Genomic DNA, 20191 nt, shown 5'->3' with positions numbered 1-20191 from the left:
AAAACTGGTTATACCATTATAATCATAAGCGCCCAAACATGGGCAATGGCGGTTTTACACCGATACAGAAACTCAATCAGGCAGCTTAATTCTATTTATTAGGTGTCTTAAGTTTGGGAGGGTTACCGATTGACATGGTCACGTTTTGGGCACCGTCATGAAAATGAGATTTTTATTTGAGTAGTTAGACTTAACTATATTCAAAAAGATATTTCGAGAATTTCTCTATAAGCTCCCGAAAATTAGACAAAAAAAAGCCTCACCACTCATATAAAGAGTAGTGAGGCTTTTTAAGTATTTGGAGCGGGAAAAGAGATTCGAACTCTCGACCCCAACCTTGGCAATGCTCGCGGACTAAAATAATAGAAATAATACTAATTGATAATAAGCTACATCGTATGACATATATATGATGTAGCTTTTTTTATTATCTCGATGTATAGTGTAAGAAAGTGCAATAATGTTCAGGGGACACGTTTATAGTCACCATTATTTTATGGTATTTTGACACCGACTAAAAACTATAAAATCATATTTTACTCTCCCCTAGCAGAGATGTCCAATGTCTGCGCATGATATCTTGGACTCCAAAACAAGCCGCTTTATATGAGTTACAAGCTAAAGGTATGCTATGAAAAATCATAAAAATTTACCCAGGTCTAGTAATCGATATGTCCCTTTATCTTCTAAAGATTTACTAAGTTTGTGTATACATCCGGAAGCCAGAAAAGCATATGAAATTTATTTAGAACATTTTCCAATAGGCCATGTGGCTCAGCCTAAAGGCAATAAGGTACATCTTGATGTTTTGTACGATCGATTAAATTTCTATTTTTTCGATAACTTTGCAGAACAATTGGGGATGATGGATAGTACAAAAGTTCATGTCATGAAAACGCAACCAACTATGAACTCAATAGAGCTAGAGTCATGGAGATATGTTTGGCAAGCGTTCTTGGGTCTCAAACCGGTAAATATTAAGATTTATAATCAATTAAAGAATCAGATGCCAAAAGACATCCAACGTCAAATATGCGGCAGGTTGTTAACGATTGAACATACCTGTCAGAAAATGGTCATTTCTAGACCAAAATTCGAGTATCAAAAAGCAAAACAAAAATGCCTATTTTTTGAGATGCCTAAATTTGAAGAGCTAGTACAAAGGAATGTAAATGGAGATTGATATTGAGCACGCTACTGATGGACTCATTCCTAATTTAGTCGATAACCACCAAAGCGTTAGGAAATACTTTTTAACTGTGGCTGCATTGTCAGGCCAAGGTTTTATGAATTTATCTTTACCAGAGACAGAGAAGGATTCTGTTTTATCAAAAATAGAACTTAAAGCCATTTATAAGGGTTGTACTGGTAGATTAACAAACGATCATTTCAGAGTAACAGCGTTTATAGGTTCAACGTATCATCTGAAAGAGTTGGATATTAGCAATCCAGCACCAGAGTGGCTTTGGATATCCAAACTATGTCAATTACTACTATACTGTTCAGATCGTGAATTAATGAACAGAATTACTGAGATAACTACTTTTGCACGTTTGTGGATAGTACAAGGTAGTTCTTACCATCACCTATGGCAAAAGTGTTTAGAGCTACAATCTAAAGGCATAGCCCCTACATTCGAAAATATTGATGCATATAAGCAACATCTCGACGATATTAAAAGCACTGATCTTAATCAGTTTGCTAAAGTGCATAGAGCATTAAAATTCGTGCTACACAACAAAAACCGTATCGAACGAATTTCCACAAAGGGTCGTAAAAGTAGGGAAACACGGCGGGTTGATGAGGAAAAAATTGAATACATCGAGTTTGACGATGTCGACGATGATAGCGATGAATTGATTAGTGTCACTGAATTTCTAAAAACTGATAATGATATTGATGTCGTGCGTGAGAAACTAGATATTGGATTGCCAGATTTTACGATACTCAAGCAAACATCACTACAAGCGCATGAAAAGTATTCTGCGCAACAGATTTACCATCGTACGCGCTCAAAGCTGCAGCATGCGAATAAGAACGAACGTCTTATTGGCAGTAATGTCAGGATTCTACCTTTATTCGCGTTACAAAATATTTTTGCGCATCTATGGCAGCTTTTTGAGGAATTATCATCCAGTCATGATAGAGATAAAAAGAGAGCCGTTAGTTATCTACTGCTATCAATGTTCACCGGGAGGTCAGTTGTCCAGTTAAGTGAGGATGTAACAGGTAATAATAAGCAATATATTAATTTAAATCGTCGGAACAATAGCTATCATTTAAATATCATTCTAGACATCACACCTCTTAGGCTGCGTACTCAAGGTATCCAAAAAGTACTAGCCAATCGTTTGCTTGAATGTGACATAAGTCTTCCTGAGCAACTTGGTACGTTTTTAGCCTACAAAGGCAATATTAATAAAAAGATTTTGTATGAAGTTATAAACGAAACTCGTGGTGCCCTAAAGTTACCATATCTATCACTGGCTCGTATTGAAAAAGGCTTATACAGTATTCTTATTCATCATGTCTCTAATAGTCAGGTTGCTAGTATCATTACAGGCCGAAATGAACGTAAGCGAGCCGATATATGGTATAGCTCTAACAGTGTCGATAACATTCGAGCTGATTATCAACAGGCTATTAAACTTCTAAGTCAAAAGACCACATATAGCAATGATTATCTAAGCCCAGTTTCTAACACTATTGATTATAAAATCGGTAGTCAAAACTGCCCTGATTATACAATTGTCAGTGACTTTATTAATCTGTTATGCCAAAAAGTAGATGCAACGACTGATTATATCGAAAAATTCAATGCGTACAGCATTTGGCTTTGGCATGTTAGTTTGCTTCTAACTTCGGTGCGGGCCGTGGAGGGAGCACCAGGCTATTTGGATCAATTCAATTTTGGGGTGGGGCTGATTTGGATCTCTGATAAAGAAGAGCGAGCAACGGCGTCGAGTCAAAGGTATGTGCCTCTATGCCAATTCTTAAGCGAGGCAATCAATCGATACATAGATTTTTTAAAAAGCTTTGCTTCTCGTTTCTGTCGTTTAGACATGCGTATTAAATGGTGGGTTGACGAGGTAATGGATTATGAGCGACCACTGATTAACCTGTTTAATAAAAAAGGTGAGCTCGAAGCAATTCGTCCAGCACTGGTGCGAAATGAAATTCATGAGAATTTCAAGTTTAAAGAAGATTGGACAAGGCATGTTGGGCAGCGTTACCTGCATGAACAGAACATAAATGAATCAATGATACTTTCTGTATTTGGTCATGAAATGATGGGGCAAGAGTCTTGGCGGAAGAATTCGTCAATAAGCATTGGCGATATTTTAGACTTGCGTCCAACTTATCAAGCACTTGCAAATAAGCTTAAGATAAGACAGGTGCAATTATGAGTGTAAAAAAGCATTCAACTGATAAGCCGTACGGTTACAAAAGTCGTGAGCAAAAGCGTAATGATCAAAGAAAAAAGATCTTAGTAAAAGCTGACTTAATATGTCAAAAACTTTGGAAACGCTTTCTCAAAAATATTGAAGCAGAAGAATCTACGGTTAATGAAGCATCTATTTATCAACTCTATGAAGATATTTACAAAGAGTTTGCAGAAAGCAAAAGTATTTCTACAAGTCTAATGCCAATCGCATTAACCAAGCGTCTTCTCTTTTTCAATAGTATTAATCGTGAGCGTAAGCGTAAGGGGTTAGAGCCACTGCCAGCTCCAACAGTTGCTTATCAGCCTCAACGCCCAAAAAATACAGCAGTAAGAGATGCTTTTTTTTATCTGCCTAAGCTGCAAAGCATCATGAAGGAGGCTGTGCAAACATGGCAAACGAAAAACAGTTTTACACTTGTTGATAGTCTTGCATGGTTGATGTTTTCATTACTAATGCATGGTCGAGTACATTCTGTTGATGTATTAAAAGCTGTTTATATACACATCACCACTGAAAAACAGCTATATAAACTAGCTGATGACATGGTCTATATTCCATTAGATATCGTCTCTAAAGCTTATGGTAATCAGATAGTAGATGTCGTAGGCTCTGATGAAAAACTTATTTCCTATTCAAAATGGGTATTTATCGATGATATCAGTCGCCTATGGTTAGTAAGAATTAGTCGCCTATTGGAAAACGAAAAATTAAAGACACCCAGTTTTCATAGCTGTGTTAGGCAGTTAGGTCATCTAACTGGACAAAAAATCAAAGCAGATGACTTGGAGAAAACAGATTTTTTTAGCTATTTGAATATTTATTGGCAGACATTAGCGAATGTACATATAGATCAGCAACTGGTGGAGCTGCTTGTTCACCATGAGACCCATACCGCAATTAGCTTGAACGATTGGAAGGCTTACTTAGGTGTTTTTAAAGAATCAAATAGCAGTACCATCAAGGATGAGTACATCACGCTTGATAAACCTATCCAAAATTTAGAGAATGAAGTTGTAGAAATAGATGGTAGCGTAAATGAAAATAAGGCTCATAAGAATGTATTAAAGGACATTCGCCGCGCCCTTATAGGGAGCAGGAAAACGGTTAAAGAGCAACTGGAATTTTTGACTAAAATATACCAAAACCCTAGTGAGCAAGGTTTAATTTTCTGGATGCTTGATTTAAATGCTATTAGTAAGGCTACATCTACTTTATCAAGATATCTAACGGAAGTGGGTGAAGCATTTTTATATGGTACTCGTGATGAAGACATTACGAATTATCAAGCACATCAATATGAGTTTTTGTACGATAGTATCGTTGCTAAGAAAAACACTTTAAATATTGGTTACACCCAGACAGTACTGAACTCACTACACCAAAGCTTGAAAAAACATTTTGGTGCACTGCACGTTTATCTTCAGCGTGAGAATGATCCGAAAATAGTTTCTAGTAGTTTAATATCACCCGATTTATATAAGCATATTTTACTAAGTGTCAGTAACCAAACCACATTATCTCTATACAATAGAAACATGATGAAAGCGATTTTTACTTTGCTTTATCGTACTGGTTTAAGAATTAATGAACTATTGGGTATTCGATTAACAGATATTGAACATGATCCAGATACTTACCTCTATATCAATTTGATTGTTCGTTCAAATAGCCATAGAACCTTAAAATCAGATGATGGCACTCGAAGAATTACTTTATCAGTGTTGTTGAAACCAGATGAGTTTAAAGGGTTTCAGACTTATTTTATAGAGAGAAATCGTAGTAAAAAAGAAGGGAAATATTTATTTGCACTTGAGGGGATGTTGACTCCATTAGATCGAGGTAATGTGGATCGAGTATTTAAAAAGGTCATCGGCCCCCACTACCAACACTTGGTATTACATAGCTTTCGCCATAATGCTATTTCTAATATGGCAGTAATACTGAGATGTCGTCAAGAAATTTTAAACATCTTTACTGATTATACCGAAGATGAGGCGAAACGTATCGGAGAGGATTTGTTAGGAAAAATGCGTATTAAATCTGGTCATCATTGGGATGCCTTAATGGAGTTTGCGGGACATGCTGACCTAGACATTACCTTTAGCTCATACGTACATACTGTAGATATCATCTCAGCACATTTACTTAACCAGGCGCGTACGAAACTGCCTGTTGATGTCGTTATGAAACTTACAAATAAAGCACGTCGAAGTTTTAATCAACATAATCCAAAAGCCTTAGATTTTGAACAGAATAGTATTGATCTGACAAAAATCCGCGAGTTTATCAATCGTGAGTTAAACATCAGAAAGCTTGATAACAATAAGCAACATTTTTCTACATCAAATATAGAAGAAGAGAGTATCGATGTTTCACCTATTTTTGGTAGGTATGAGCGTTGGCAGATTGAAGAGTTTTTAAGTGAGATTGAGGCAGGTAAAACGGTGTCTGAAGCTGCCCAATATCATTTTGTATATGAAGATGCAGTTGGGCTATATGATCGAGCGCTGTTTCTAGCAGCTGATGAACATGGTAAGGCTCATTATAAATTAATATCTAAGTACAAACAGCCAAAGTCAGGGCGTCTATTGATAGCACCAACGCTGCCAACCATTGCTAAAGAGCAGCAACTTGTGCAGGAAAGCTTTATTAAGTTAGAAAATCTATATCTCAAACAGCCGACGAAAGAGCATGTTCAACGTATGCTTTCAATATTCTATAAAAAAGCCAACTCATCACATAGCGACCTTCGTTTTGCATTCAAGGAAAAGAAGGTATTTTACGACTATTTGGATATTGCCATAAAAATACTACCTGCTAAATACTGGCGTATAAATATCAGTGCTTATCAAATGAAGCGTACAACAAAACCTAAGAAAGGGGAGTTGAAGTATCAGAAAATAATGAATGAAGCAAAACAGCTAGAAACAATGAAAGAGTTTAAAGCTGATTATCGTCAATTGTCAAAGAATATTACTAATTATGACTATTACAGCGGATATTCATTATCAGTAATTAATCCTAAAGAGGGTGAGATAGTTAACTCTACTAATAATGAAGCTACCCGTGCATCATCATCACTGATGAAGTATGTGATGCATTTACTGCTGATTGTAGATATGAGTTTTGAGCTAGATAGATGAGAAAATGTATACTGACAATTGATAAGCGGTCTTCATTTTTTTCACTATTTGCTTAGCGGATTTTTCAAAGTAGACAATAAAACCTTTAGCTATAATAGACTCTTGTTTATGTGTTCAGTTTGCCAATTTTAGTTGTACGGTTTCTTCAGCATAGCTCAATTGGTTACATGTCACCTTTTGAATTTTAAAAACGGTATTATGATAAGTTAATCTTGTCAGGTATCGCTGCCTGACTCAGGTATATCAGCCCGATATTGTCGGAGTAGTTCAATTAAGCCTCTTAAGATAACTTTTAAAACAAACCTTAAATAATTGTCAAATTTGGAGTTCAAGAATGAGTATGCAGTATTTAAAATCAATAGAATATCATTTAAATAAAGTTATGAATATTGCATGTGACTTAGATAACTGTAATTCGGATACGTTAAATAAAGTTATTTCGACATATCGGAAGGTACGCTTAAGTCGTTTATTAGATCATGAAAAATTTGTAGCGATAGGTGGTACGCAAGGAGCAGGTAAAAGTACACTATTAAGTACTATTTACGGTCTTGAAGACTGGCTTAAGTTGAATAATGGAAGAGGTGAGCAAGTTCCTGTTTTTATATATGAAAAAGAAGGTATCGAAAAACCAGAAGCTATTAAAGTTGTGTTTAATACGGTCTCTAAAATAGAGTCTGAGAAGGCATGTGATAAAGATGAGTTTAAGAAAATCATAACGCAGTGGGACTATAATAAACTTCCAGAAGAACGGATCTTTTATGTGAAATTATTTGTACCACCAGTATTTGATATTCCTTTCGGTTGGGCGTTGCTTCCAGGTTATGAAATAGAAAATCAAAAAAACCATGCATGGCAACAACTTATGAGATACGTTATGACACATGCTTTAGGGGTAATTATAGTAACAAGTGAAGAGCGCCTTGCACACGATCAAGCTAATATAATAAATGACCTTAAGGATAGCCTAGAATCAAGAAATCCGGTGGTAGCCATTACTCGTACTGATACATACCGTGATGATAAGGCCAAACTAGAGGATTTAACCAATAGAGCTAAAGAAGTTTATCAGATTTCTGATAAAGAAATAGTATTTACAGGTCTAGATTTTGAAAATTGGCGCGATGACTTTGAGGAAGTTGTAGTTCCTATTCTAAGTCAGGATGCTAGTGTAGCTCAGAATAAATTACACTCACTAACTGCAGTTATTGAAGATGAGATAGATGATATCATTGCTGAGTTTAATATTTTGGCTATTGACGCCGACATGAGCAAAGGACGGCAGAACGAACAAATTGATAAGATGATGGAAAAATTTGATTCATCTGTAAGTAGGTATAAGCGTGAGCTGGTCAAACAGCTATCTGAACAAACATCTTCTTTAGCTAATAGAGCTATAAAGCTGGCAATGTTTGAATATGATCAAGAAGAGGTAGGATTCACTAATAACCTCAAATTAGGCGTGAAAAAGATAACGTTTAATAGCTCTAAAGTCGAAGACGCAAGGAAGCAACGAGTTAGAAAACACTTTAATTCAGACAACCTAATGCAATCTAATCTACTTGCTATTAATCAAACTGCTCAAAATCAATTAAATTTCAAAATCAGTAATAACTATCAAGAGGGCAACTTATTGTGTTATGAAAACAATAAGGTTGAGCAGTATGATGATACACAAGTGGATGAAAATTTTCAGAAATCTGTTCAAAAGGGTCTTAATACGCTACTGAAAAAAAATGAACTGGTACAAAGTTTAAACGAAGTTAACAGTATAGAAAATGCGATGTCTGCTCTACCAGCTCTAGCCATGGAATATTCTCGTATTGTACAAGCAGCTTACCTTAAAGGGAGTAACGAAAATTTAAAGAGTAAATTGCAAAATAAAGATTTAGGTATAAATGACATACAAGACTTAATAAGAAGTATGGCTAGCGAAACTCAAATGGCAAGTAGTAATATCAAAGCTATTGTTGGTACGATAGGTTCATTAGCAGGTGTTGACCTTATAGATGGCAAACTTGATGGCCGTATAGATCTATTTAATGATGCTAATACCAATGCCAATGCTAAAAGCGATACTAATGGTGCAGCTCAAGCAGCAGCATTAATAGCCACACGTGTAGCAGGACTTGCAATGGCTGTCGGCGCCGTTGCTTTTACTGCTTATCAAGCATCACAAACAGTAGCTATGTCTGATAGAAATAATAAAGAATTTATTGAGCTTTATGCAAGAGACTTAGCTCGTAATAATAATGGCCATGTAATATCAGAGTACGATGAACATATGCAAAAGCTATCTGAATACTTGCGTTCAAACTTAGAGCAAATGTATGGTATAGGCTCTACAGATAGTCAGCATCAAATGATGGTAGCTTTAAATAGTCTCAAAAACTCTAGAAAAGAATTACGGAAGCTATTAAAAAATGAACAACTTAACGTGGTCTGATGTCTATCAACGTAGATTCGATTGGGCAAAGACGGCTCATTCTAAATTTATGCAAAAATTTGATCCGAACTTGTATCATACTGAAGATATAAAGGATCAAGTTTATATCATAGTTTATGGAGCATCCCAAGTTGGTAAAACGTCTTTAATATTAGAGTTAATAGGTGTGATACCTGAATACTATAATACAGTTCAGAAAGTGTTAAGAGGGGATCGTAGTTTTGGGAGGTCTGCCACTTCTACCGTGGTTCGTTATTATACTTCTAGTGATAAATATTGGTATATCTCTAATATCAATACATCTAATGGTATTAAACGCAACTTATCTGATCAGCAAGCTACTAAAGAGTTGGCAGGCATAAGAGCAGATATGGAGTCTCTTGGCAGTAAATATGAGGTTAGTGAGATTAGTATAGGTATACCCAAATGTTATGTTAAAAATACTTTTGAGGATAACAAGAATATAGTTATTAGAGATTTGCCAGGTATTAAAGCATCAAATTTTAATGAACAGAAGTTCGTAAAAAAGGTGGTAAAACAGAGAGTAGAACAAGCTGATCTTATTTTTCTAATGACCACTATTGATAATATAGGATTTGTTGTTCATGAAGATAATCTAGAGTTAGATGAATTGGTTAATTGGCACCGCAATCCTTCTAGGTTTAAAGTTGTATTTACTAAGTTTTATTCAAATAAATCGAGTAACGATGAATGTGTAAAGCTTAATAAAAGCAAAGGATATATATCAAAAGAAGATATACGATTTTATATTAATGAACAGATTAATACTCTTGATAACAACTGGGATGTTAAAGAACAAATATTTGCTCTAGAAGTTGGTGATACTTGGAATAAAATTATAAATGAAGAGGATGGATTATCTAAAGCTATTAAGAAGAATAGATCGGATTTCTTTACTGAATTAAATAAAACTATTTTAGATTCATCAGATCCTATTACGCGTCTTTGCTATGGCTATCAAATTGGTGATTTAGCTCAACTAAATAAAGAGAATGAAGAAAAAATTATTAACGAAGCAGTAGAGAAAATAGCTAAAAATATGAATATATTATTAGCTATTATTGAAGCTGATAAGGATAATATTAAAGAATGCAGAGATAGAATGGGTAGAAATAAACAGATATATATTAGCGATGTAGAAAGACTAAACAGTGCTTTCTCCAGTTCTACGATCACTAATATTGTAGCTATGCCAAATTATAATTCAAATATGAGTGATGTTACAGACCTTCTCTCATACCTTAATAGAGTACAGCAAAATTTTCGTGAGCAATGGAGTAACGCTTCAAATAATATTTTCGATTTTGTAGTATTAAGTCAGTTTCCTGAATCCCCCGAAATCGAATCTATTTATAAACATCTAAAAGAATATACCTTTTCAAGCTATATCTTATCAAGTAGTCGTACAAAAGATTTATCAAAATTAAATATAGCTTTACAAAGTCATGCAGAAATAATGAAAGAATATATTAAGTGTGCATATGAGGATTCTTATAAATTATTAACAAAGAAATATAAATCAAGTTTAAGTAAATCAAATATTAAGATATATAATCTAGAAACCAAAATAGAAATTAACACTAGTAAAATAGATAATCTTATAGATAAACGTGACAAACAACTGCAATATCTTAAATTATTTATAGAAGAAAGGAATCAAGAGGTTGAGCATAGTAATAATTTTTCAATTTTTATAGATAAAGAATTTAAAAAAGAGATAGAAAGTATTGAAAAAATTATTGAAGAAAAAACAACGGGTTTCGATAAAGTAATTTTAGTACTTCTAATTAGGTTGATAAGAAATGACTATATAAGAATAAAAGGTAATAATTCATGAATAATAGAAACAACAAAAGTATCCAAGCATTGGATGATACTCTGGAAAGTTTATTTGTTTCAAAGCTGACTAAAAAAAACGAGTTGCAAATAGAACAAATACGGAATGAGTTAAGTAAATTAGACCTCTCTTTGAATAATAATATTGGTAAACCTATTACCAGATCAGTAAACAATTTTAGAGAGTTTCTTGAAGATGAAGTTAAAATAAAAGAATCATTTGAAATTATCGAAAAAATCAACAAAAAAACAAATAGACTATTAGAAGAAGTAGAGAATAACAAGAAAGAATTAGCTGAAATAATTGAAAGTAATATAAAAAATAACTACTCAATTACTCAAATAATCGCCGAAGGTTTTAGTAATAATGATAGTAAATTATCTGCCAAATTGGATAGGTTGCAGGATTCTATTTCAGACAACAAACCATTAGAAAATGCTATTGATAGTTTAGCTGCTATTATATCTTCTGAGAACAGTGAGTTGAGTAATCAATTAGCTGTAATGGCTAGTTCGTTAAGTGCCCAATCTGATGTAATTAACTCCCAAGTTATTAGTTCGATAGAACTAAATAAAAAAATTAAAGAATTTATTATTTATTCTTTAGATGCTATTAATAATAGATATTTACATGATATTGAAAAGATAGATAGAAATCAAAATAATAGCTTTATAGAAATTTCAAAAATAATTCATGATAATCACAATAGTAATATATCGAATATAGATGAGTGCACTAAGTTTATAACAGAAAAACAAATAAAAACTGACTCACTAATTGAAGCCTTCATGGGTCAAGTAAGTCAACAGGATCATTCAAATAAAGAAAATTATACGAATATAAAGGAGGAGCTAAAATCAGTCCATAGTACGAATAAGTTGTTATTAACTTTAGTAATTATAATGTTAGTGGCATTAATAATAATCATATATTTGTTATTTGCTTAAGTATGAGCTACGTTGAAAAACCGTACGTTAATCCCCCAATAGTTGTTTAACTAGCTCAGCGCTATAGATGGCGTATTTGTATTGATCAACTAATTTTATACAACTTCTAAGAGGTTTTGGTTGAAGTAACCTTTCTCTTTTTCAGATGATTATAGATAGTCGTTGAAGCTGTGCGTTCTCAAGGATTGATAGTAGTCCCAAGTATAGTTCTTGATGGCACTTTTAGCTTCAGTAATATCCTCATAATCACCTTTCGGCATCCACTCGGTTTTAAAGTCTCCAAAGAAGCGTTCAGTTGTAGTGTTGAGTTAGTCAAGATGCCATCAGGTGAGTCTGATACGCTAAAGCCAACTAAACGGCGAGCAAACAGGTCTAGCACTACGGCTAAATAGCAACAGCCACCTTTGATACTAATATAGGTCACGTCGCCCGTCCAAAATTGATTAAGAGACGTTGGGCTAAAGTTGCGGTCTAAAAGATTGTCATAGGTTTTGTGCGCTTGAACAGCGTGCTTGTATTTGTGTGTCTTAAGCTAGCAACTGATCAAATCTATTTGGCTCATAAGCTTAGCGGCTAGGTCGCGCGTCAACTCCAGTCTTTACTATCGCACTTAGACGTACTACGAGAAGACTTACAACGTGAACTGAATCGATTGGAAAAAGCTGAGGCCACAAATACTGTTCCTATTGTTCAAGCTTCTATTGGAATGATGATAGCGCTCTTTACAAAGAGCCATTTAAACTCAAGGGTAATATTGATGACCATATATATCTTCATCCCAATTTAAAGCAAGCTCAGGATCTGCTACAAACAATTAAAGGCGTTGGCCCTGTTGCCTCAAAGCAGATGGGGTCGCTTATCCATAATAAGCAGTTTAGTTAAGCCTCACAAATGGCAGCCTTTTTAGGCTTAGTTGTCAAACATAGTAAATCAGGGCTATTCAAAGGCAAGCCTCGCTTATCAAAGAATGACTCAAGTGATATAAGAGCGAAACTGTATATGCCAGCGTTAGGTGCCATTAAGCATAATCCTGATATTAAGGGGCAGTATGAGGGGCTCCTTGCTAATGGTAAGTAAAAAATTACTAAATGCATTGAAATGGATTACAACCAGACTAGAATTCAGAAGGGTTTAGGATATAAGAGACCAAGACAGATGTTGTTTGATTATTATCGTCAAGCTGCGTAACTAAAATCTCCCAAGCTAATATCTACGGATTTGACAGCATAGCTCATTACCTACACTGAACATTAAATTGAACATAAGGCACAATTAGATAATGGCTACCTTCGCTGCCATAATAACCTGATTTTTCATACCAAGAGATATCCTGCTGATAAAACAGAGTAGTTGTAAAGCCAGCCATCAATAGATGTTGATTACCTTGCCCTTGAGAAGAATGTTCTTTAGAAAAAGCTGTTGAGAATTGAGCAACTTGTTGACCTTTAGCCGAGTAAAAGCCATCGCTTTTCCTATCTTGTTTATAGCAAGCGACATCAAATAATCCTAGAATATCATCTCGTGTTTTCGTCCAGCTATCATGGCAAAACGTCTGTTCTACAAACTTGCGACCTGAGTCGTTGACCAGTGCGCGCGGCGTCAATACCAGCTCATCCAAACGCATAAAGCGATGAAAAGTCAGCATTGAAGGCGGACTAACCGCAGGTAAATCAATTTGCTCAGCATGAGTAAGCAATATTTTAGCTAAGATAATGTGGTGCGTTTTACGATGGAGCAGTAAGCTCAGAGTTTGCTTCGCTCGCGTCAGTGCTACATATAACGGTCTATCATGACTATGATCTGCCTGAGTGTTTGAAGATGAGTTTGAGAGTTGATCATCAATGACATAAACATGATCAAACTCCATCCCTTTCGCACTATGATAAGTGATTAATATAACCTGTGTTTTATCATCGTATAGAATAGACTCTATCGCTTGTAATACCTGCTCATAAGTCACGTTTTCCATATCTTGAGTGCAACTGATAATTGCTTCCCAAGCTTTATCTAAATGGTTTAAGCCTCGCTTGACCCGCCAGTACTCCAAAAATTCAGCAACATTACCCTCAATAAAGTCTAAACGTTTCGCGCTCAAATCTTTAAATAGCGCTTGTCCTATAAAACTATTTATGGGAGTAACTTGCTCATTTTCATTATAGCGCTGACTACTAATATTTAGAGCTTCAAGGTAATGCTGTATGGCATCGAAATATGACCATTTAGGGGCTAGTACGGCTATAGTTTCTGGCGCTGCATTTTTTTGTTCATTACTTGCTAAGCGCTGCTCAATATCAGACGCGATCCATGCTGCCATGTCAACGCCTTTGGTCTGCTGGTAGTAGCCATAGCGAATAGGACTACTAGGATAGGGTTTAGTCGCCTTGATGCTATGCTCAGCCTGCTTTAGACGCTCACTACTTGGTAATGTAGTAGCTATAAATTCATTGGCAAGCTCGACTATATTATTAGCACTACGATAGTTATTGAGCAGATAGTATTTTTGCTCAGTATTAACGTGGTAGTTGTCTGCAAACTGCTGGATATATTGAATGCTAGCGCCACGAAAGGCGTATAGGTTCTGGTCGTCGTCACCAACCACCATCAAATAGCCGCGCTGCTCAAAGTTATCAGCAGTAGCATCACTATCACTATCAGCGTCTATGGCAATATAGCTATCATTGGTTTCGCTATTATCGTCATCTTGTGTTTGTAAATCTGCTAACAGCCCAATCATTTCATACTGATATTCATCGATATCTTGAAACTCATCGACCATGATGTACTGAAAGTGTTGCGGCCGCTCTTGTAGTTGACTGATGGCCTGCTCAATCATCCACTGATAGCGAGCATTATCACGGCGCTTGTGTAAGTTTTTCTCTTGGTTTAAATGCTCAATGCGCGCAACAATCTCATCAAGCGCGGCATCGGGTGCGTCTTTTTCACTCAGTCCTGTAATTTGCCGTGCCAGCCCATGGAATGTCTGAATGGTAACATTGATCGCATGATAACCAATCAAAGCCAGTAAGCGCGATCTTAGTTCGGCTACTGCCAAACGGTTATAAGCCAATATCAAAATCTTCTCAGGTTTGATTTCTTCTATCACTAATAGATAAGCGACTCTATGCACCACCACGGTGGTTTTTCCAGATCCTGGACCAGCCAGTACCATGGCCGCACGGCTTGTTTCTTTGATAATTTGTACTTGAGTGTCACTAAAATATTTAGGCAAAATCTCTTTTTCATAATCTTTGATATAAGGTTTATGCACATCAATAGCGTCGTTAATATAGGTTTCAATGACCTCAGATAGCGGCTTAGTAAAGTAGTCCTCAATCAACGCTTTTTGGACATCAGTATCTGCCTGTAGCCAAAAGCTCAGCATATGAATACGAGCGCAGCGGTCCTGATAATGGCTTTGTAAATACTGATAGGCGTTTTCATGATACTTTGAAGTGGATTTTCGGTGTTTACCAATAAAGAAAATAGCATCTTGCGTATCGTCTAAGCGGCTAAGCTCAATCAGCTCTAAGCGCTGTAACTGCTCAAGTTGGGTCAAGATAGTATCAGGATCACGCTGTAGCTTCTGGGCTAAAGTATCTAGATTAAACTCTTTACCATCACCATCTTTTTTATCAGGTAGGGCAGGTAGCAGATGCTCTTCATATAAAGGTGTCAAATTTGCTACGAGCAACTTTGCATAGCGAACCCAGCTCTCCCAATTGTCTAGCAGATCCTCATCAATTTGCCATAACTTAGTCCTATTTGTGGAGGAGACAAACACTTGGGTCGTACCATGATTGCGCGTTTTTAAGATACCTAGTGCTCGAAACATAGGTAAAATATGACGTTTACTAGATAAATTATGGCGCTGCTGAATCAGCCAGTTGTCGAGTGCCTTGGTATTGAGCTGGGTGGTGCCTTGCATTTCTATCGCTTCAGTGCCATTTAGCGCGCCATAACTGCTATTTAGACATTCCTCTAAAGCAGTAATAATACGGCTTAAGCGATTAAGTTCACCTTTTAAATAACGGTGTGTATATTTTAGTCGTACACGCACTACAACTTGCCACTGAGCATGACCTTGATTGACCAACTCACGTAGCCCTTTTAATAGTGACTTAACAGAATAGCCAAGTGCCAGTGCCAATTCAGGCAAATGATAGCGAGTCAGACCAGTATTGTTATCGTTGTTAGAGCCTTCGTCACTGCTATTCTGAGCACTAGCACTAACTATGTTTGTTGTCGCCGTGTTTAAGGTATCATCCGCAAGCTGCTGTAATTGAGCATAGAGCTTAGACATATTAGTATGTTGGCTGGCAGGCGGTTGGCTTGAGAGTTTGATACTGATCCAAGCCGGTTGCTGGTCTTTTTCAGTCAGCAATCCGTAACGCTCGAGCGCCAATAAAGCCACTCTTACTTGGGTATTAAGTTGTTCAGTCTCGTCATCTGGTGCAAGTATGGGCGCTAGTACACTGCTAGGGAACCATTGATCTTGCGTGGGTTTACTGAGAGCTGGACGTATGGCTGTCCAACAGTCTCTTAAGGTATTTGTATTTGGTATGCGTGACTCACGCTCTTGGAAAAACAAAGCTTCAATATCTCTTTGACCCCATAGCATATATGCTGCGCCGACCTCGTAGGACTTACGTGCTGCACGGCCAATCTCTTGAATATACGACTCAAGATTATTCGGCGGCCCACTATGAATAACGGTATGGATGCCTTCTTTATCGATGCCCATGCCAAAAGCATTGGTACAGACCACCACGTCTAGTTCATCATTTTTGAATTTTTCAAGTACATTCTTTTTTTGCCCCTCATTTAATTTAGAATGATAGGCGGCGGACACTAAGCCTTTTTTGGCGAAATCGTCAGCATATTGATCACAGCCTTTACGGTTACGCAGATAAACTATAGCCACGCCTTTCTCAGGATGTTCTGGATATTGGTTTTCGTACCAAACTTTGCGCTCATTTATAATTTTATAGATATGAGCTTCACGCTCGTCCTTGGTTGCTTCTATAAAATGCGCAGTAATATCGTCACGCCAAATCTTAAGGCTTTCGATAGAGGTGCCATATTGCACCAAAGTTTTATTGTTAGTTAAGGCAGTAAGCTTATCTACCAGCTCACTTTCTAAATCATCTTTGACACGTGTGGAGGCTGTGGCAGTCACTAAGCTTATGGTGGGTGGCAAGAATTCCGACGTGTTACTGCTAATATTTGTTCTAGATGCGTTAGTATTGTCCTGATCAGATATCACTTCTAACATATCAAGCTGAAGTTTAGCCTCTTTAATGTCTTTTTGGCGCTCAAGCTGCTTTGTAAAGTGTTCTCGAAGCTCGTCGCTATAACATGCCATCATATGATCGGCGATACGCAAAAAGTCTGGGCGAAAATCAGTGCCCCATTGGCTAAGCGTATGCGCCTCATCTAATACCCAAAATGCTGGTGGGCGATTTTTGAGTAGTTGACGAATACTATGTGTACGTAGCCGCTCTGGACTCATATAAATAATATCGATATCGCCTTGCCAAATACCGTCTAAGATGTCTTTTTGGGTTTCTATGGACTGCCCTGAAGTCAGATAAGCAATACGGTTGGCGTAGTCTGGCAAATCAGTATGCAAGTTGACAACTTGGTCTTCGATTAATGCCTTTAAAGGCGATATCACTACGGTCAGCTGACGTTGGTACCTACTTAATATCAGTGCGGGTAGCTGGAAGGTCAAGCTTTTACCGCCACCTGTTGGTAATATGCCAAGAGGAATGTCTTTATTCATCAGCACTGCTTTGACAATAGACATCTGTCCTTCGCGCAAATGCTCAAATCCAAAAAAGTGATGACACTGTTGATTAATCCAATCTTCACTCGGCTCATGCAAATGCCAAAAAGTATTTTCAGCTTGGCTAAAACTATGTCTGTGGAAAGGATGCTTGATAAGCCATACTGGACGGCGTGCTTGTGGCTTATCAAAATATCTTAGCCAGTTAATAAAGGTGGCTAAACCAAGATGTTGCCATAGTGTTGAGTGCGCTTTGTCATTATTGCTCACATGATTATTGCCCATACAACCCTCTAATAGGTTGATAAGATCAGTTCGATTTCCTGTGGGCAAGTTGTCAAAGATAGCTTCTATATCAAAGATATTGTCTTCATCTATAGCAAAGTAGCTTTGACGGCTGAGCGTATGCAAATGCAAAAGCTGTGGTAATAGCTTGTGCAGTAGTATTTGCATATTGGTAGGTAGGATTTGCCACGCTTGTGTGCAAAGCCCAAATACACAGCGACTTTCTAAGCAGTCAAGGACTGGGTTATTATAATCGACATTGGCTTTGTAGAGCTTAGCTAAGGCGTGGCTAGGCTGGTGCGGAATAAATAGGCAGCTCAGTATCAGTGTATCCCAAGCTTTCGCTTGCCAGCCACGCAGTTTTTCAGAACCGTCAGGCTGGTTTGTTAATAATGTATGTTTATAGCTAGTGGTCGATAATGCGTCGTTTAATAGCGAATATAGGTGAGGTAAATCAAACTCAATTAGATGATGACCACCTAAAAAATCAGCTTTATTCAATAGCTCATAAACGACATCTGACTGCTGTCGAAATTGCTGAGCATTAAAATGCCAATAGTAGTCGTTGATTAAGAAAGCGCCATCTATTAATTTCTCGTTTTCGGGGTTAATTTCCAAGTCGAGCCAGAGAGTTTGTTGTGGATTCAACTTTGAGAGTAGTTCAGAGGCACTCTGAACGGCTGTTAATTTCTCTATATACTTCGTTGCATTAAGACGTAGAAACTCCGGTAAGCTGCTAGGTTTTGATGTTTGGATATCTGCTGTAGATGGAAGTGCGCTATTTATAGGATCAGAAATATCGTTATGACTGTTTTGTGGACTTATCTGCCCAGATATTCTGGAAGGTGAAAAAGAAGTAGGCTGGATAAAATCGGGTAGGTCTGACATGCTTTTAGCTTCTAAGTAGTAGGTAAATAAACGAACTATAGTATATAATTTTCTTTATCTTAGCCAGAGTCACAATGGGCGATTACTTGCAAGTACTGCCACCTTCTTAATAAGCTCTAACATTAATAACAGCATCGATGCAGCATACTTTTTTTGCCAAATTGAATTTGAAATAAATTTATTTCTTCCAAAAATCTCATCGCACATTACTTTTAAATAGTGCGCCTCGTTATCATTTAAAGTTATCCAAATAGAGCCATCTTCAGATAGTAACTGATGCAATAGCTCTAAGCGTGGATACATCATCGACAGCCATTTGCTGTGCTCTAAATTATCGTCATAGTGTTCAAATGCACTTTTGGTATTATAAGGCGGATCAATAAAGATGCACTTTACCTTCCCTGAATGCGTAGGAATGAGCGCCTTCAATGCATCGAGGTTATCGCCTTGAATGAGCATATTGTCAGTATCTGACTCGCCATATGATAATTCTGGCACTAGCTCTACCAAACGATATGGACAGTCACGTGCTGTAGTCAACGCTTGCTCTTTATTCAACTAATTTAATATAGGCATATCGCCTTACTTCTTTCTTTATTTCCAGCTATAGATAGCTGGCATGTTTAGTGCTTAATATTCTGAGTGGTAATTTATCATATAACACGCTTGCTCTCACCAGATATTGAGCTAGCAATACGACATCTTACGCATTTGCTCTAATGAAGCTACTTTAAACTATTGTTGGATATATTTCAGAGTTGATTTTGCTGGGTACGTCATTACTTGACGTATATAGATGCTTTGTATCTATCAATTTTTGTAGGGTTTTGGTATATTTGAGTTGAAATGTATATATCAAAAAACATAGATCACTCAAGAAGATAGATTAACGTCAACTCTATCCAGGCGGAATTATACTGATGGAACTAACCTTACCAGAACTAAGTCTATCCACAAAACAAGTCGGAAGTAAGAATAGTCACCACTTGTCCATTGAGCCGAGAAAAACTATAAATTTTGACGAGATTGTTGAGAACAAAGGTTATAGCCTTATACATGATGGTGAAGTTCAATATTGTTTCGTTAGAGATAACAACAGAGTTCCTGAAGGCTTTGAATACGTTATCCATTGCGATAAACAGGTAACGGTTAACTCTTTCGATAGTGTTAAATTAAAAGAGTGGCTAAAGCACCCCAATAAAATCCATCACACGCCAGCGGAAGTAAGAGAGTCTTGGCGAAATAAATTCCACTTTAAAGAAGAAGATATAGTCAGTTCACTATAAAAGAAATACAGCCCATATCATGAAACAGTTTAGGCAGATTATTCTCCATCCAGCCTTGGCGTAGAAACTTTGCTTGTGCCCATTTTTTCTCAATGGGGTTAAGATCA

General features: G+C 36.7%; 9 protein-coding genes and 3 pseudogenes. 8 read left to right on the top strand and 4 right to left on the bottom strand.

Annotation, left to right across the window (positions count from 1 at the left end; translation table 11 throughout):
• Window positions 1-631: 631 nt before the first annotated feature.
• The 6 genes from NJD71_RS12755 (at window position 632) to NJD71_RS12730 (ending at window position 11840) form a co-directional block, all read left to right on the top strand.
• Window positions 632-1183, top strand: coding sequence for a hypothetical protein (locus NJD71_RS12755; protein WP_319052309.1), 552 nt, complete (start codon window positions 632-634; stop codon window positions 1181-1183).
• Window positions 1173-3407 (top strand): hypothetical protein, encoded by a 2235-nt coding sequence (locus NJD71_RS12750; RefSeq protein WP_319052308.1) that lies wholly within the window; start codon window positions 1173-1175, stop codon window positions 3405-3407. Before NJD71_RS12755 ends, NJD71_RS12750 begins: the two co-directional genes overlap by 11 nt.
• Complete coding sequence (locus NJD71_RS12745) at window positions 3404-6589, top strand: site-specific integrase (protein ID WP_319052307.1); 3186 nt, start codon at window positions 3404-3406, stop codon at window positions 6587-6589. Before NJD71_RS12750 ends, NJD71_RS12745 begins: the two co-directional genes overlap by 4 nt.
• Window positions 6590-6923: 334 nt before the next feature.
• The gene (locus tag NJD71_RS12740; RefSeq protein WP_319052306.1) at window positions 6924-9035 is read left to right on the top strand and encodes a hypothetical protein; all 2112 of its coding nucleotides are present in this window, start codon (window positions 6924-6926) and stop codon (window positions 9033-9035) included.
• Window positions 9013-10893, top strand: coding sequence for a hypothetical protein (locus NJD71_RS12735; RefSeq protein ID WP_319052305.1), 1881 nt, complete (start codon window positions 9013-9015; stop codon window positions 10891-10893). Before NJD71_RS12740 ends, NJD71_RS12735 begins: the two co-directional genes overlap by 23 nt.
• The gene (locus NJD71_RS12730) at window positions 10890-11840 is read left to right on the top strand and encodes a hypothetical protein (protein WP_319052304.1); all 951 of its coding nucleotides are present in this window, start codon (window positions 10890-10892) and stop codon (window positions 11838-11840) included. Before NJD71_RS12735 ends, NJD71_RS12730 begins: the two co-directional genes overlap by 4 nt.
• A 149-nt stretch (window positions 11841-11989) precedes the next feature.
• Here the strand turns inward: NJD71_RS12730 and NJD71_RS14030 are convergent.
• Both NJD71_RS14030 and NJD71_RS14025 read right to left on the bottom strand, forming a co-directional pair.
• Window positions 11990-12121 (bottom strand): annotated as a pseudogene (locus NJD71_RS14030) (IS3-like element ISKpn37 family transposase); the annotation flags it as partial.
• 29 nt (window positions 12122-12150) lie between these two features.
• A pseudogene (locus tag NJD71_RS14025) lies at window positions 12151-12273 on the bottom strand (IS3 family transposase); the annotation flags it as partial.
• 458 nt (window positions 12274-12731) lie between these two features.
• On the opposite strand from NJD71_RS14025, the gene NJD71_RS12725 reads away from it, so the two are divergent.
• Window positions 12732-12917, top strand: a complete 186-nt coding sequence (locus NJD71_RS12725; protein ID WP_319052303.1) for a transposase — start codon at window positions 12732-12734, stop codon at window positions 12915-12917.
• 157 nt (window positions 12918-13074) lie between these two features.
• On the opposite strand, the gene NJD71_RS12720 is transcribed toward NJD71_RS12725, so the two are convergent.
• Both NJD71_RS12720 and NJD71_RS12715 read right to left on the bottom strand, forming a co-directional pair.
• Window positions 13075-18798 (bottom strand): UvrD-helicase domain-containing protein, encoded by a 5724-nt coding sequence (locus NJD71_RS12720; RefSeq protein WP_319052301.1) that lies wholly within the window; start codon window positions 18796-18798, stop codon window positions 13075-13077.
• 144 nt (window positions 18799-18942) lie between these two features.
• A pseudogene (locus tag NJD71_RS12715) lies at window positions 18943-19356 on the bottom strand (DNA methyltransferase); the annotation flags it as partial.
• Window positions 19357-19718: 362 nt separating this feature from the next.
• On the opposite strand from NJD71_RS12715, the gene NJD71_RS12710 reads away from it, so the two are divergent.
• Window positions 19719-20084, top strand: a complete 366-nt coding sequence (locus NJD71_RS12710) for a hypothetical protein (RefSeq protein WP_319052300.1) — start codon at window positions 19719-19721, stop codon at window positions 20082-20084.
• Window positions 20085-20191 lie beyond the last annotated feature (107 nt).

This window comes from Psychrobacter sp. PP-21 (genome assembly GCF_033790785.1).
Taxonomy (GTDB): domain Bacteria; phylum Pseudomonadota; class Gammaproteobacteria; order Pseudomonadales; family Moraxellaceae; genus Psychrobacter.
This window is presented reverse-complemented; position numbering and strand designations above follow the sequence as displayed.